Origin of the sequence: Sphingobium sp. HWE2-09, assembly GCF_035989265.1 — a bacterium.
GTDB lineage: Bacteria > Pseudomonadota > Alphaproteobacteria > Sphingomonadales > Sphingomonadaceae > Sphingobium.
The window spans coordinates 105,425-119,672 of sequence record NZ_JAYKZX010000001.1; the positions used below are offsets into that span (position 1 = coordinate 105,425).

Below are 14,248 nucleotides of genomic sequence, written 5' to 3' on the forward strand. Positions count from 1 at the left end.
ACATGGTCCTCGCGATGGAAGGGAAGCGCCACGCTAATGGGCGGCGGCCGGGGTTCAGCACGCCCGGCGCTTTTGACCGCGATGCGAGCAGATGACGCCCCGCGCCTTGCCGGCGGGCGGGCTTGTGCCCTGATACCCGCCACATCTGTCAGTCGAGGAAGCCGTGGTGGACGATAGCCGTAGCAACGATCCAGCAGCCCAATATGATGGCCCGCCCGATTATCGCGTGGTCGGCCGCCATGCCCTGTTTCCGCAGACGGGGCATGACGAGGTTGAGCGGATCAATTTCCTGGCGCAGATGAACCGCCATCTCGCCGCGCGCATCGTGCCGGGGGTGAAGGCCGCCTATGAGCAACGCGTCGTGCCCAAGTTCGAGGCCGAACAGGGCCGCCCCATCGCCAATCGGCACGAAGCGCGCAAGGCGCTGCTGGGTGATGCGGCATTCCAGACCTGGTCCGCGCTGCGCCGCATGACGATGGAACAGCGGCAGCAGGCCGGACGCTGGACGGTGATCCGCCAGCGCGAACGGCTGGCCCGCATTGCCGCCGATCTGACCGATGGCGACGATCGGCTCTCGCTAGATCCGTCCCTGCCCATTCCCCGCTATGTGTCGGCGGTCGATCATCATTGCATGCCCGGCAGCTATCATAGCGAGGCCTTTGCCGGCGACGTCGCCAATGGCGCCAATTATGATCATGCCGGTTTCGTAACGACTGGTGGTCTGTTAGGTAAATATTCCGATGGTGGCGGCCATGCCGTGGTCCGTTGGGTGAAACGCAACCTGCCCGATTTCCAGCCGCATCACATATTGGAAATCGGCGGCACCGTCGGTCACAGCAGCCTGCCGCTGGCGCAGGCCTTTCCGGATGCCGAGATGACGGTCGCCGACCTTGGCGCGCCGATGCTGCGCTACGGCCTGGCCCGCGCCAAGTCGCTGGGCGTGGACAATATCCGCTTCGTGCAGGCGAGCGGCGAGGATCTGTCGATCTTCCCGGACCAGAGTTTCGACTGGATCCAGACCACGATGTTCCTGCACGAACTGTCGACCACCGCGCTGCGCAACATTTTTGCCGAGACGCGGCGGCTGCTCAAGCCCGGCGGCATCGTGCTGCATGTCGAGCAGCCGCAATATGCGCCCGACATGCCGCTGTTCGAACAGGCGATGCGCGATTGGGACGCCTTCTACAATAACGAGCCTTTCTGGAGCCGGATGCACGAAATGGACCTGGACAAGGCCATGATCGATGCCGGGTTCGATGCCGACAGTCTGATCCATGGGGGGGTCACCGCGGTCGTGGATCGCGACCTGTTCCCGGACGCGCAGGATGACGACACCGAGGACTATGGGCGCAAGGCGGCCTGGCACGTGATTGGGGCGATGGTCTGATGAGTTTTGCAGAGGCATTGAACGAGGCGGGCGCAAAGCCCGCTGGCAAGCGGCCCTATTTCCTGGAGCCGCAGGTCGAGCGCGTCCTGGCGATCACCATGACCATCGCGCAGGAACTGGCCGTCGCGCGGCAACGCGTCGATACGCTGGAACGGCTGCTGGCGGACAAGGGCATCCTGTCGGCCACGGAGATCGAAGCGTTTGCGCCCGATCCGCAGGCCGCCGCCGAGCGCGCCATGTGGAACCAGGAATATATCGCCCGTATCCTGCGCATCGTGACCCAGGAAAATGAGGCGGCGGTCGCCAGCGGCGATATGGCATCAGGCGATGTCGGCGATGAGATCGCGGCGCAGAAATGATCCGGGCATGAACGACAGCTTCGAATTTACCGTCCCCGTCCTGGTCATAGGCGGCGGCGCCTGCGGCTGTATCGCGGCGCTGGCGGCGAAAGACGCGGGCGTGGACGTGCTGCTGGTAGAGGCCGACGCCCGGCCGATGGGGTCGAGCGGCATGTCGCAGGGGCTGATCTGCGCGGCGGGCACGCAGGCGCAGGCGGCGCTGGGGGTCGAGGATGATGCCGAGACCTTCTTCGCCGACATCATGGCCAAGACGCAGGGGCAGACCGATACGGTGATCGCCCGCGCACTGGCAGAGCAATCGGGGCCGACGCTGGACTGGATGGTCGAACGCCACCAATTGCCGTGGGAACTCGATACCGGATTCCGGCCCGTCTACGGCAATAGCCGGTTCCGCGTCCATGGCTGGCGCGGCCATGGCGGGCAGGAGATGGTGGACTTGCTCCACCAGAAACTGGCCGACGAAGGCGTCGACGTGCTGCTGGAAGCCAAGCTGGTCGATATGGTCGCGGATGCCGATGGCCGCGTGTTGGGCGTGGTGCTGGAACGGCCCGACGGATCGCATGAACGCGTCGGGTGCGAAACGATCATCTTCGCCGCGGGCGGCTTTGCCGCCAATCATGCGATGGTCGCGCAGTTCATGCCCGACATGGCGAATGCGCGGAACAACGGCCATGAACGCAGCCAGGGCATCGCCGTACGGATGGGCCAGCGCATCGGCGCGGCGCTGGGCGACATGGGCGCCTATCAGGGTTACGCGATGCTGACCGAGCCGCAGGGCATTCCGGTGCCGCCGGGCGTGCTGGTGGAAGGCGGGATGATCGTCAACATGGCTGGCGAACGCTTTACCGACGAAAGCGCGGACATTGCGGGCATGTGCCATCCGGTGATGGCGCAGCCGGGCACGCATTGCTGGGTGATCTATGACGCGGGCATCGAAGAGCGCTGCGCCTATATCCCCGAAACACAAGCGCTGATGGAGTTGAACGCGGCCAAATGCGGCGACACGGTCGCGGCGCTGGCGCAGGCGATCGGCGTGGATGCTGACGCCCTGGCGCAAACGCTGGCACAGGCGCATGACGCGCAACGGGCCGGGACGCCCGACCGGTTCGGCCGGGATTGGGGCAAGGACACGCCGCCATCCGGATCGCTCCGCGCGCTCAAGGTGGTCGGCGCGATCTTCCATACCCAGGGCGGTTTGCAGATCGACGGGTCGGCGCGCGTGCTGCGCCCCGATGGCAGCGCGCTGCCCAACGTCTTTGCCGGGGGCGGATCGGCCCGTAGCGTATCGGGACCGTCAAGCTGGGGCTATCTGCCCGCCATGGGCCTGTGCACCGCCGTCACGCTGGGCCGTATCGCGGGTGAGGCTGCTGCAGCGCAAGTCAAAGGATAGACGCGTCAGAACGGCAGGGCCGTATCGCGGGTGAGGCTGCTGCCGCGCAAGTCAAAGGATAGACGCGTCAGAACGGCAGGGCCGGTGTGCGAGAGGATCGCGCACCGGCCTGCCTGCTTCAGCCCTTCATCGGCTCGTCGGGAAAGACGCGATAGCGGCCCAGCAGCAGGAAGGACGCCGCCGCGATCAACAGCATGACGAAGGATGCCTTAAGCGCCAGATCATAGCTGCCATGCGCGTCATAATCCCAGCCGAAGCCGAGCGGCCCGAAGCCCGATCCCATCGCGAAGAACACATAGAGGATGCCGTAGATCGCCGCATAGCTCCGCAGCCCGAAATAGCGCGCGACGAAAAAGGCCATCACATCATATTCGATACCCAGCGCAAAGCCGATCAGGAAGATCGCCAGCGCCGCCGTGCCGAACCCGATGCCGTCGATCGTCAGCAGCCAGCAGGACAGGCCCGGTACGGCCAAGATGACGAAGGCGACCGCAGGCGCCCAGAAGCGATCAAGCAGCCAGCCGCCCGCGATCCGCCCGATCAACGCCGACAGGCCGATGATCGGCGTCAGCATCAACACCGTATCGACGGCGATGCCCTTGCTGGTCAGGATGACTTCCATATTGGGCACCGGCCCGCCGAGCGCGAAGGAAATCGGCATCAGCGCGACGGCCAGCAACCAGAAGCGCCAGTCGCGAAACGCCTGCCGCACGGTCAGTCCGCCCGGCGTGGTCGTACGCACGACCGCGCTGGGATGCGTATCGGTATCGCGGAACAGGAAATAGGCGGTCGGCAGCGCGATCAACAGCGGCAACAGCCCCAGCCCGACATAGGCGGCGCGCCAGCCGAAACTCTCGATCAGCCAGCCGACATAGGATTTGGAAAACATGCCGAACAGGCCCGTGCCCATCAGCGACAGGCCAAGCGCCAGCCCCTTGCGCCGGTCGAACCAGTGATTGACCGCCTTCGTCCAGGTGATCGGCAAGGTGCCCGCGCCCAGCACGGCGATCATCGCCCAACTGGTATAATATTGCACCAGCGATCCGGTGGAGAGGCCCAGCGACATGAAGGACAGGCCGAACAGCACCAGCGACGCCATCGCCACCGGCCGCACGCCAACCCGCCCGGCCAATAGGCCGACTGCTGGCCCGGCCCATAGCACCATCAGCGTCATGACGCTGATGCCACCCATGATCTGCCCCATCGACCAGCCGAATTCCTGCGCCAGATGGGGCGCGAATACGCCGATCGTATAGAAGGGCATGGGCGACAGCCCAAGACCGATGCCGAGCAGCGATGCAAGCACCACCTGCCAGCCCCGGCGAAACTCGCCATAGGTTGACGCCGGGCGGCTGAGTGGTGGCTCCACGGCGAAGTCCATCAATATCTATCCTTTGTTACAGCTTGGGAGCGAATGGGCGCGGGTCGCAGGCTGCTCGCAAGCCGGGCCGGACCATGATCCGCAGTGCGGATAGTCGGACGCGACAGGGCAGGAGCGGCCCGGCGCATTTGCCATATCGTCGGCAACCAGATGGCCGATCGCGGCTCCAGATGAGGATAATGCCATGCAGGCCGATGTTCAGACCCCTACCGCCGGAACCGCCGCACCGCTGAAAGCCGCCTTTGCCGCGATCGTCGGTGCCGAGCATGTCAGCGACGACCCGGCGCAACGCGCGCTGTTCAGCGAGGATGTGTGGGAAGCCAGCGCGCATGTCGCGATGCTGATCGTAGCGCCGGGATCGACGCAGGAATTGAGCGCAGTCATCGCGGCGGCCAACAAGGCCGGGGTCGCGCTGGCCCCACGCGGCGGCGGCATGAGCTATACCAGCGGCTATCTGCCCGCGACTGACAGCAGCGTCACGCTGGACATGCGGCGCATGAACCGGGTGGTGCGGATCAGTGCCGAAGACATGACCGTGACCGTGGAAGCGGGCTGCACCTGGCTGGCACTCAACGAAGCGCTGGCGCCCCATGGCGTGCGCACGCCATTCTGGGGGCCGATGTCGGGCATCTATTCGACCATCGGCGGTGGCCTGTCGAACCTCAACGCCATGTTCGGCGCGGGCCATTATGGCACGTCGAGCGAAAGCGTGATCGCGCTGACCGTCGTGCTGGGCGACGGGCAGATCTTGCGCACCGGTGCGCGCGGACCGGATGGCGATACGCCCTTCTATCGCCATTATGGCCCCGATCTGGCCGGGCTGTTCTGCGGCGACGCGGGCACGCTGGGCATCAAGGCCGAAGTGACGATGCGCCTGATGCGCACGCCTGCGCATGAAGATTCCGCCTCTTTCTCGTTCAAGAGCGGCGAATCTATGCTGAAGGCTTTGGCGGAGATCGCACGGACCGGCGTGGCGGCGGAAACCTGCGCGTTCGACCCTGGCCTCACCAAGATCCGCATGAAGCGCATGTCGTTGATGAGCGACGTCAAGACGCTGGGCGCGGTCGTCGCCAAGCAGAAGTCGCTGGGCAAGGGGCTGATGGCGGCGGCGAAGATCGCGCTGGGCGGCCGCGACTTCATCGAGGCGGACGATTATCCGCTGCACATCACCGCCGAAGGCCGATCAAAGGAGGGCGTCGCCGCCGACATGGCGACCGCGCGCGCCATCGTCAAACAGCATGACGGGACGGAGATCGAGAACACCATCGCCAAGGTGATCCGCGCCATGCCCTTCCCCGCGCCCAATTCCATGCTGGGGCCGGAGGGCGAAAGCTGGGTGCCGGTCCATGGCCATGTGTCGCTATCCAACGCGCCCGCCATGTTCGCCGATATCCAGGCGCTGTTCGCCAATATGGCGGACCGGTTCGCGACGCATAAAATCCATACCGGTTTCCTGTTCACGTCCATGTCCACCAATGCGATCACGATCGAGCCGGTGTTTTTCTGGCCCCATGGCTACCGCCCGGTGCACGCCTCCATGATCGAGCCTGCGCATCTAGCGCGCCTGCCGCTGCTGCCCGAAAATCCGGAAGCGACCGCCGTCGTGACCGAAGCGCGCGAAGCGGTGAAGGCGATCGGCGCGCGATATGGCGCGGCGCATTTCCAGATCGGGCGCGCCTATGCCTATCGCGACAGCCGGGACGATGCGTCCAAGGCGCTGCTGGACACCATCAAGGCGCTGGTCGATCCCGCGCGCCAGTTCAACCCCGGCGCGCTGGGCTTCGACGCATGAACGAAACTTACGGCGCGATCAGGCTGGAGCGTATCGCGGAAAGTTTCCGTGCAGGCGCCGACATCGTACAGCTGCCGCTGACCCAGCCGGGACCGGGCGAAATTCGCGTGCGCAACCGGCATTGCGGGATCAACGGCATTTTCGACACGCAGATCGCCCGCGACCTGGTGGATTATGTGCCGATCAAGCTGCCGACCTTTACCGGCGTGGAAGCGATCGGCATGGTCGATGCCATCGGTGAAGGCGTAACGAAGTTCGCGGTCGGCGACGCGGCGGTCACCGTGCGCTTCACCGGTGGCTATCGGGAGGCCAATATCGGCGCCGAAAGCCAGTTCGCCAAGGCGCCGCTGGTCAGCCGCGACTATCTGGCGCTGGCGTCCACCGGCGTGTCCGCGCTGCTGGCGCTGGAGCGGATCGGCGAGGTGAAGGATGGCGAGACCGTCGCCATCTCCGCCGCGGCCGGGGGGCTGGGTCATCTGCTGGTGCAACTGGCGCTGCTGCGCGGATGTCATGTCGTCGCCGTGTGCGGCGGCAAGCGCAAGTGCGATTTCGTCGCCGCGCTGGGCGCGCAGCGGGTGATCGATTATCGCAGCGAAGATGTCGGCGCGGTGCTGGCGGCGGAATATCCCAAGGGGATCGATGTCGCGATCGATACGGTGAGCGGCGGCATCTTCGACGCTTTCCTCGCCAACATCGCCTATCATGGTCGGTTGGTCGTGGGTGGCGCGGCCTCGGACCTGGAGGGGCGACCCGAAGTCGTCACCGCCCCCCGCATCGCGCACAGCATCTATTATAAGGGCGCATCGGTTCGCGGTTTCATGAACGGGCTGCTGACCCCCTATTGGGACGACGCGCGCGGCCGGCTGTTCCGCCTCTATGCCGATGGCCGCATCGCGGTCACTTTCGATGACATGCCCTTTGCCGGATTGCCCGGCATTTATGACGCGGTGGAGCGGCTGCTGTCGGGGCAGTCGATGGGCAAGGTCGTCGTCGATCTTTGAACCGATGCAATTTTTGGGAGGCAGATATGGCAAATAAACCGTCGCAGCCGGGCATTCGCGAAGCGATGCCGCTGCTGGTCAGTAATGAGGGCATTTGGGAAGGCTGGTATCGCTATTATGATGCCAAGACCGGCCTGCTGACCGACCAGCATCGTTCGCGTCTCTACTGCCGTTTCGTCGGGGAGCCTGGCTGCGAAGAATATCATCAGACCAACCATTATTACTGGGACGATGGCCGCACCGAAATCCGCGACTTCCCGGCCTGGTATGAAAATGGCCGCATCTGGTGGGACAATGACCTGATCAAGGGCTGGGCCGCCGCGATGCAGCCGGACGATTATGATCGCTCGACCTGCCTCAACTGGACCCGCCACAACGAACCCGACATCTATCTGTACGAGATGATCCAGGTGAACGAGGATCGCACGAAGCGCGCCCGCACTTGGCAGTGGTTCCGCAATGGCGAATGCTACATGCGCACGCTGATCGATGAAACGCTGGTCACGCGCGACTGGCAGAATTTCGTCGATCCGGGCGTCCCCAACGTCTGATCCGATAGGAGAGCCGGGGCGGTCCCGGCTCTCTGTCGTCAGGGCCGATCGCGCGCTTCCTGCGCCAGTCGCTCGTCAAAGGCGGCTTCGTAGCGATCGGCCAGGGTCCGGCAGGCGCCGGGATCGCGGAACGCGTCGCTGGCAGGATTTGCGGCCAGCCGGTCGCGCTTGGCCGTACCGTCGGAATGCTCCGGATGGCCGGTGATGAGAATGTCGCAGGGCAAGGCGCGGACCATCGCGAACGTGCGCCGGAACCGACGCACCACGGTGCGATGGGCGGCGTCGGCATAGCGATAATGGCCATCGGTGAGCGAATTGAGACTGGCGGCGAAGACCATCGACGCGCAGTCCTGCCCCGCGTCGCAGGATGTCCAGGACCAGCTCATGCTGCCGGGCGTATGCCCCGGCGACGCATGGGCCGTGATCCGGACATTGCCCAGCCGGACGACTTCCCCATCCCGCACGACGCGCACGCGCTCCACCGGTGGATAGGCGAACAGTGTCGCCCGTTGCGGATCTTCCGCCCCGCTATGGCCTGCGCGCAGGACGGCCGCGCCGGGCGCGCTCGCCAGGACGGTAGCGCCACTGTCCCGCGCCAGCGCCGCCAGCCCGCCCGCATGATCATAATGCGGCTCGCTGCTCAGGATCAGCTTGACGTTGCGGATGGAAAAGCCCGCCTGCGCGATCGTCCGTTCGAGCATGGGGATAGCCTGCGGCAGGCCTGCGTCGATCAGGATCAGCCCCGCGCCGCTGTCGATCAGCACGATGTTCATTCGCGTGGAACCGACCAGCCATGTGGTGCCATGGACCCGCACCGGCGCTTGCGGCACCAGCCACAGCGGCGCCAGATCCGGGGCGATCGGCTGGATCAGCGGATCGTCGCCAGCGGCCCAGGCGACCGGGACCGGACCGAACACCAGCCCGATCGTCGCCAGCGCCCGGATCGCACGCGTCATCACGACCGGGTCAGTTCGACCAGTTCGTACCAGGTCTGCATATAGCCGCCAACGCCGCCCTGCACGAAGATCGCATCCTCGTCCGCCGTCACCCACAGATCATAAGCGGGATGCGCGCCCTTGTCCGTCACCATGCCGCCATGTTCGTCGGTAAAGCGGAAATGGCGGCAGTCGAACGTGCCGGCCTGCACCGTCACCGTCTCGTCACCCACATAGCTCAACTGCATATTAGCCTCTGCGATCATCGGCGGGGTTGCGCCGCGATGGTCGGTGGACGGCAGGAATGTGCGCAACTGGTGCGTGTGCGGCCCCTTCGACACGTCCACCTTCTTAGTGATATAGGCATCGCCCTGGATCGGATGGGTGCCAAAGCCGTCATAATCGCCGACGATCTGCACCGTCTGCGACAGGCGGCCGATCGAGGGACCATAGCTTTCGCATTCGATCTGGCCGTCGCGCATGATGAACAACCCCGCGCCCATGAAGCGGTCGCCAATCGTCAGGCGGACAAAGCAGTCCATCGGCATGTCGTTTTCGTCCAGCGCATAGGTAATGTCGCGCAATACGGTGGGGCTAGGCTCCTCGATCTCGCACTGGGCGCGCAGGATACGCTTGCCGTCTGCGTGCACGGTGAAGGTGAAGTTCTCGCGGCCGCGCTCTTCTCCCATGCGTTCGGGCTTCCGCGAGGTGTAGAGGATTTTGCCTGTAATGGTCCGATGCTGCATCGCCTGCCTTTCCCATGAAAATGCTCGCGGCGATGGTTGCAGAGACGATCGTCGGATCGCACCGCGATGATCGCCCTGTCCGCACAGCAGCCATTTCGACGGACGCGCCCCGCGCTTTTCACGCATTCCCCCTGAATAGGAGTTGATATGAACCTGTTGCGCTGCGCCACGCATAGCGTGGTCGATCTGGATGCCGCCACGGCGCGCTTTGCCCAGTGGCTGGACTATAGCGTGGTCGAGGAGGGCGACGTCCCTGCCGACCTGGCCGCCGCCTGGGGCGCCCCGCTCAGCGCAGGCCGCCGCTATGCCGTGATGCAGCCTGCGTCGGGCGCGGCGGTGTTCCTGCGCTTTATCGAGGGCGATCGGGTGCCGGACTATCTGCCGATCCGCAGCTATGGCTGGGCTGCGATCGAGATTTGCGTGCAGGACGTGCTGGCGGTGAACGAGCGGATGCTCTCACCGGAATCGCCTTTCCCCGTCATCGGTCCGCCCACGAAGATCGCCGGGATCGACACCATCTATCCGATGCAGGTGCGCGGTCCCGACCAGGAAACGCTCTACTTCACCCAGATCACGACCGATGCGCCCGACAGCGGACTGCCCACGGCGAACTCCCTGATCGACAAGCTGTTCATTCTGGTGCTCGCCTGCCCCGACATGCGCGCCACGGCCGATTGGTTCGCCCGCACACTGAAGCTGGACATGACCAGCCCGATGGCGATCCGCTATTCGATGATCTCCTTGGCGTTCGGCCTGCCGATCAGCGACCTGCATGAAATCGTCACCGCCAAATATGACAATGACGTGTTCCTTGAGTTCGACCAATATCCCGACGGCACGGTCGAGCGCCCCGGTCAGCCGGGCGCTCTGCCGCCGGGCGTATCGATCTGCACCCTGTCCCATCCCGACTTCGACACGCTAGACGCCGATTGGTTCACCGCCCCGGTGGTGCGCGATGGGCCGCTATATGCCGGGCGTCGCGTCGGCGTGCTCAAGACGCCCGAAGGCGCGCTGCTGGAAGTGATGGAAGGCTGATCCCATTGTCGACCCGCGCCCGATAGTGGGCGCGGGTCCGCCTCAGACCGGTGTGGCGATGCCCAGCCAGGCGGCGACCAGCAGCAACAGCCACAAGCTGACCACCGATATGCGCGCCCGGCCGTTGACCTGGGCGATCGTCGCGTCCGTCTGCGGCGTGGGACCAGTCGCGATCATTTCCCGGATGGCGGGGAACAGCGGCACCAACTGACGGCGCACTACCAGGCCAAGAGTGATGCAGGTCGCCAGCACGATCATTTTGAGCGCGATAAAAAACGGCATCTCGATCACCTGCGCAACCCCGGCAAGGCCGACGCCGTACAGCGCGACGAGAACGATATAGCGGATCGCCATGTCCACCCGCTTGATGCCTGCGCCGCCGCCATGGTTGAGGTGGACGGCCCAGGCGAGCGCCAGCCATGCTAGGCTCGCCAGCGCCACCACCGCAGGCACCCAGCCGGGTAGCGTCAGCCACCCTTTCGCCCATGCCAGCGCCAGCCCGGTCGGAAACGCCAGGATCAACATGCTGCGCGGCGCCATGTCGATATTGTTGAGGATCTTGAGCGCCATCAGCCGCTCGGCCGCCGATCGCTTGGGATCGACCATGAAGCTGGACCCATAGAAAGCGCCCAGATCGCCGCCCAGCCAATAGACGAGGATCAATATATGGAAAAGCGTCAACAAGGTGATCAGCACGGAAGACTATCCTTCAGAAATTGCGTGATGGCCGCGGCGCGCTCGCCTGAAAAACCCGGCGCGTCGAAGCGCGAAAGCGGCACGAACCGCCCGTCGGGCAGCAGGGGTTGGGCGGTGCGCGTCGCATCGAACAAGGGATCGTCCTGCGCCGCCATCAACAGCGTGGGACAAGGCACGAGGGGCAGCCGACCGGCCGCGTCCCAGGAAAAGGCAGCATGATAGGCCAGATGATAGGTTTCCGCCGCCTTCAGCACCTCGACTAGCCAGGCGTGGAATTCATCTGCAGGTCGCAGCCCGGCATCGCGGCGCGCGGCGCGGCTGCGGTCATACCAGGGGTAGAAGAGATATTGGTCGCGACAGAATTGGAAGGCGCGCATCAGATAGGCGCCATCGCTGTCGGGCGTGAAGGGATGGGCATAGCGCGACAGCAATTCGGCCTGCTCTTCCCCCGACCATAGGCCGATCCCGTCGATCAGCACATGGCTGACGCGGTCGGGATGCAGGATCGCCAGGTCGCAGGCGATCGCCGCGCCGGTGTGCGAACCATAGACCGCGACGCGATCCAGACCCAGCGCATCGAGCAGCAGCGGCAGGCGCGCGGCATAATCGGCAATGGTCGGCTGATCGATGCCCAGCGGCGTACTGTCGCCATTGCCTGCGGTATCCGGCGCGATCACATGAAACGCGCCCTTTAACGCGTCCATCATCCCAGTCATCTGGCGCGAACTGCCGGGCGAGGGGTGCAGCAACAGCAACGGCGCACCCTCACCCGCCTGCCGATAATGGATCTGCCCGTCTGGCAGGTCGAGGAAGGCACGCCGGATCGTCATTATGTGTCGTTCTCCCCTGCAGCGATTCGCGCGTTTGTGTACGATCAGAATCGCGGGCGGGGACCGCTATGGTTGCGCAATGCGCAGACTGACCGGCAGACGATCTTTCCGGCGCGTCGCCGGGCAAGAGGGCGTTGAGCGGACGCCATATTGCTTCTAGGGCGAAACGCACCGGACGAAGGGAAAGGGACCGACTTGGTCGATCGCGCTGCGGCCATGCCGCTCTACCACCAGATTTATCTGCAACTGCGCGACGAGATCATGAGCGGCCAGCGCCCGCATGGCAGCCTGATGCCGACCGAACAGGAATTGTCGACCCTGTTCGCGGTGTCGCGCATCACCGCCCGTCGCGTCCTCGACGATCTGGCGCGCCAGGATTATGTTGTGCGCCGCCGCCGCATCGGCACGACCGTCACCTTCCACGCCCCGGCCCGCCCGATCGAGGCCAATATCGACCAGGCGCTCGATTCGCTGCTGGCGCTGGGCGACAATACCCGCGTCACGGTGCTGGACGTCGCGCAGGAAACGGCGCCCGCCAGCGTGGCCGAAGCGCTGGGACTGGCGCCCGGAGAACAGGTGGTCCGCGCGGTCCGCCTGCGATCGCTCGATGATACGCCGCTCGGCTATATATTAAGCTATGTCCCCGCTCGCTTCGCCGATGTCGTGACGGTCGACAGGCTGGCGACGACGCCGATGCTGCGCCTGCTGGAACAAGCCGGGCATAAGGTGGAAACAGCCGAGCAGACGATCGGTGCGATACTGGCCGACACGACCATGGCTCGTGCCCTAGAGGTCGAACCGCCCGCCGCCCTGTTGCGCGTCACCCGCACCAGCCATGACCTGAGCGGCGCGCCGATCCTGCTGACCTTTGCCCATTATCGGTCGGATCGCTTCCATGTCCGGCTCGAACTCTCCCACAAATAGGCGCGCACCGATGGGCTGCCTGCTCGCTCTGCGATCAAGATCGGGTGAGCCTTTGCCTGACGCGTCATCAAGGGGTTTGCCCTGTCGCAAATCCTCATATGTCAGGAGACAGACGTGAAAGCCTATCAGATCGGATCGCAGACCGGCCTCAACTCCCTGACCGCCACCACGCGGCCCGATCCCGTCGCAGGTCCGGGCGAAGCGATCCTGAAGGTGAAGCTGGTGTGCCTCAACCATCGCGACATGCTGGTGCTGCAGGGCCGCTATGGCGCGCTGCGCCCCGAAGACCGCATTCCCGTGTCCGAAGGCGTAGGCGAAGTCGTGTCGGTGGGCGAAGGCGTCACGTCGGTGAAGGTCGGCGACCGCGCGGTGTTTGCGCATTTCGTGACCTGGATCGACGGCGATTTCTCTCCCGCCGCCTTCGGCAATGATCTGGGCATCACCCATGACGGCTGGCTCGCGGAACAGGTCAAGGTGCCTGCCGCCGCGCTGATCCCCGTCCCTGCGGCGCTGAGCGACGAGCAGGTCGCGCCGCTGGCGTCCGCCGGGCTGACCGCCTGGCATGCAGTGGTCGAAGTGGGCAAGGTGAAGGCAGGCGACACCGTGCTGGCGCTGGGCACCGGGGGCGTGTCGATCGCCGCGCTGCAGATCGCCAAGGCGAATGGCGCGCGCGTCGTCATCACTTCGTCCAGCGACGACAAGCTGGCGCTGGCCAAGGCGCTGGGCGCGGACATATTGATCAACTATCGTACCACGCCCGACTGGGCGGCCGAAGTCGCCAAGGCGACGGGCGGCAAGGGCGCGGACATCGTGGTGGAAACCGGTGGCCAGGCGACGCTGAGCCAATCGATTACCGCGGCGGCCGCCAATGGCCGCATCGTCATCATCGGTGCCTTGGCTGGGGCCAGCGGCGAAGGTCTCGCCAATTATGGCACGATCATCGCCAAGAATCTGGTGCTCAAGGGCATTGCCGAAGGCAGCCGGGCGATGCTGGCGCGCCTGGTGCGCGCGGTGGAAGCCAATAATATTCAGCCGGTAATCGACCGCACCTTCCCGTTCGAAGAGGCGCGCGCAGCTTACGAATATCTGCACAGCGGCGCACATGTCGGCAAGGTGCTGATCAAGGTCGGCTGATCGCAGCAATCGATGCGCAAGGGGGCTGTCATGCCCTCGCCCCTTGCGCCATGATCGCACGCACAGGGCGGATCGGGAACGAAGGGG

General features: G+C 65.0%; 14 protein-coding genes. 9 read left to right on the plus strand and 5 right to left on the minus strand.

Annotated elements, in window-relative coordinates; all coding sequences use genetic code 11:
• Positions 1–166 precede the first annotated feature (166 nt).
• From U5A89_RS00455 to U5A89_RS00465, 3 genes are read left to right on the plus strand one after another with little or no spacing between them, the layout of a single operon-like run.
• Positions 167–1,387, plus strand: coding sequence for a class I SAM-dependent methyltransferase (locus U5A89_RS00455; RefSeq protein ID WP_338159261.1), 1,221 nt, complete (start codon positions 167–169; stop codon positions 1,385–1,387).
• Positions 1,387–1,746 (plus strand): hypothetical protein, encoded by a 360-nt coding sequence (locus tag U5A89_RS00460; RefSeq protein WP_338159262.1) that lies wholly within the window; start codon positions 1,387–1,389, stop codon positions 1,744–1,746. Before U5A89_RS00455 ends, U5A89_RS00460 begins: the two co-directional genes overlap by 1 nt.
• A gap of 7 nt (positions 1,747–1,753) precedes the next feature.
• Positions 1,754–3,136, plus strand: coding sequence for an FAD-dependent oxidoreductase (locus tag U5A89_RS00465; RefSeq protein ID WP_338159263.1), 1,383 nt, complete (start codon positions 1,754–1,756; stop codon positions 3,134–3,136).
• 118 nt (positions 3,137–3,254) lie between these two features.
• Here U5A89_RS00465 and U5A89_RS00470 read toward each other — a convergent pair whose 3' ends face one another.
• Positions 3,255–4,517, minus strand: a complete 1,263-nt coding sequence (locus U5A89_RS00470; RefSeq protein ID WP_338160125.1) for an MFS transporter — start codon at positions 4,515–4,517, stop codon at positions 3,255–3,257.
• Positions 4,518–4,701: 184 nt separating this feature from the next.
• Between U5A89_RS00470 and U5A89_RS00475 the strand changes: the two genes are divergently transcribed.
• Genes U5A89_RS00475 through U5A89_RS00485 form a run of 3 tightly spaced genes read left to right on the plus strand, consistent with a single transcriptional unit; the run spans position 4,702 to position 7,861 of the window.
• Positions 4,702–6,309 carry an FAD-binding oxidoreductase gene (locus U5A89_RS00475; protein WP_338159264.1) on the plus strand — a complete coding sequence of 536 codons (1,608 nt, stop codon included), beginning with the start codon at positions 4,702–4,704 and terminating at the stop codon, positions 6,307–6,309.
• Complete coding sequence (locus U5A89_RS00480; RefSeq protein WP_338159265.1) at positions 6,306–7,310, plus strand: zinc-binding dehydrogenase; 1,005 nt, start codon at positions 6,306–6,308, stop codon at positions 7,308–7,310. The genes U5A89_RS00475 and U5A89_RS00480 overlap by 4 nt, the downstream gene beginning before the upstream one ends.
• 26 nt (positions 7,311–7,336) lie before the next feature.
• Positions 7,337–7,861: a DUF3598 domain-containing protein gene (locus tag U5A89_RS00485; RefSeq protein WP_338159266.1), complete on the plus strand. Its 525-nt coding sequence runs from the start codon at positions 7,337–7,339 to the stop codon at positions 7,859–7,861.
• A gap of 38 nt (positions 7,862–7,899) precedes the next feature.
• Here U5A89_RS00485 and bla read toward each other — a convergent pair whose 3' ends face one another.
• Positions 7,900–8,817, minus strand: coding sequence for a subclass B3 metallo-beta-lactamase (bla, locus tag U5A89_RS00490; protein ID WP_338159267.1), 918 nt, complete (start codon positions 8,815–8,817; stop codon positions 7,900–7,902).
• Positions 8,817–9,542, minus strand: a complete 726-nt coding sequence (locus U5A89_RS00495) for a DUF3108 domain-containing protein (RefSeq protein ID WP_338159268.1) — start codon at positions 9,540–9,542, stop codon at positions 8,817–8,819. The genes bla and U5A89_RS00495 overlap by 1 nt, the downstream gene beginning before the upstream one ends.
• A gap of 147 nt (positions 9,543–9,689) precedes the next feature.
• Here U5A89_RS00495 and U5A89_RS00500 point away from each other — a divergent pair, with 147 nt between their 5' ends.
• Entirely contained in the window at positions 9,690–10,577 is an 888-nt protein-coding gene (locus U5A89_RS00500; RefSeq protein WP_338159269.1) for a VOC family protein, read from the plus strand.
• A 42-nt stretch (positions 10,578–10,619) separates the two neighbouring features.
• Here U5A89_RS00500 and U5A89_RS00505 read toward each other — a convergent pair whose 3' ends face one another.
• A complete protein-coding gene (locus U5A89_RS00505; RefSeq protein WP_338159270.1) occupies positions 10,620–11,273 on the minus strand; it encodes a hypothetical protein in 654 nt (217 codons plus the stop codon).
• Positions 11,267–12,103: an alpha/beta fold hydrolase gene (locus tag U5A89_RS00510; RefSeq protein WP_338159271.1), complete on the minus strand. Its 837-nt coding sequence runs from the start codon at positions 12,101–12,103 to the stop codon at positions 11,267–11,269. The genes U5A89_RS00505 and U5A89_RS00510 overlap by 7 nt, the downstream gene beginning before the upstream one ends.
• 195 nt (positions 12,104–12,298) lie before the next feature.
• Between U5A89_RS00510 and U5A89_RS00515 the strand changes: the two genes are divergently transcribed.
• Together U5A89_RS00515 and U5A89_RS00520 are read left to right on the plus strand one after the other, a co-directional pair.
• Positions 12,299–13,027 carry a GntR family transcriptional regulator gene (locus tag U5A89_RS00515; protein WP_338159272.1) on the plus strand — a complete coding sequence of 243 codons (729 nt, stop codon included), beginning with the start codon at positions 12,299–12,301 and terminating at the stop codon, positions 13,025–13,027.
• A gap of 114 nt (positions 13,028–13,141) precedes the next feature.
• Positions 13,142–14,161: a zinc-dependent alcohol dehydrogenase family protein gene (locus tag U5A89_RS00520; RefSeq protein ID WP_338159273.1), complete on the plus strand. Its 1,020-nt coding sequence runs from the start codon at positions 13,142–13,144 to the stop codon at positions 14,159–14,161.
• Positions 14,162–14,248 lie beyond the last annotated feature (87 nt).

Coding starts and splice junctions, on each gene's coding strand:
- U5A89_RS00485 (WP_338159266.1), top strand. CDS start 7,337: ATGGCAAATAAACCGTCGCAGCCGGGCATTCGCGAAGCGATGCCGCTG.
- U5A89_RS00510 (WP_338159271.1), bottom strand. CDS start 12,103: ATGACGATCCGGCGTGCCTTCCTCGACCTGCCAGACGGGCAGATCCAT.
- U5A89_RS00465 (WP_338159263.1), top strand. CDS start 1,754: ATGAACGACAGCTTCGAATTTACCGTCCCCGTCCTGGTCATAGGCGGC.
- U5A89_RS00460 (WP_338159262.1), top strand. CDS start 1,387: ATGAGTTTTGCAGAGGCATTGAACGAGGCGGGCGCAAAGCCCGCTGGC.
- U5A89_RS00500 (WP_338159269.1), top strand. CDS start 9,690: ATGAACCTGTTGCGCTGCGCCACGCATAGCGTGGTCGATCTGGATGCC.
- bla (WP_338159267.1), bottom strand. CDS start 8,817: ATGACGCGTGCGATCCGGGCGCTGGCGACGATCGGGCTGGTGTTCGGT.
- U5A89_RS00495 (WP_338159268.1), bottom strand. CDS start 9,542: ATGCAGCATCGGACCATTACAGGCAAAATCCTCTACACCTCGCGGAAG.
- U5A89_RS00475 (WP_338159264.1), top strand. CDS start 4,702: ATGCAGGCCGATGTTCAGACCCCTACCGCCGGAACCGCCGCACCGCTG.
- U5A89_RS00470 (WP_338160125.1), bottom strand. CDS start 4,517: ATGGACTTCGCCGTGGAGCCACCACTCAGCCGCCCGGCGTCAACCTAT.
- U5A89_RS00480 (WP_338159265.1), top strand. CDS start 6,306: ATGAACGAAACTTACGGCGCGATCAGGCTGGAGCGTATCGCGGAAAGT.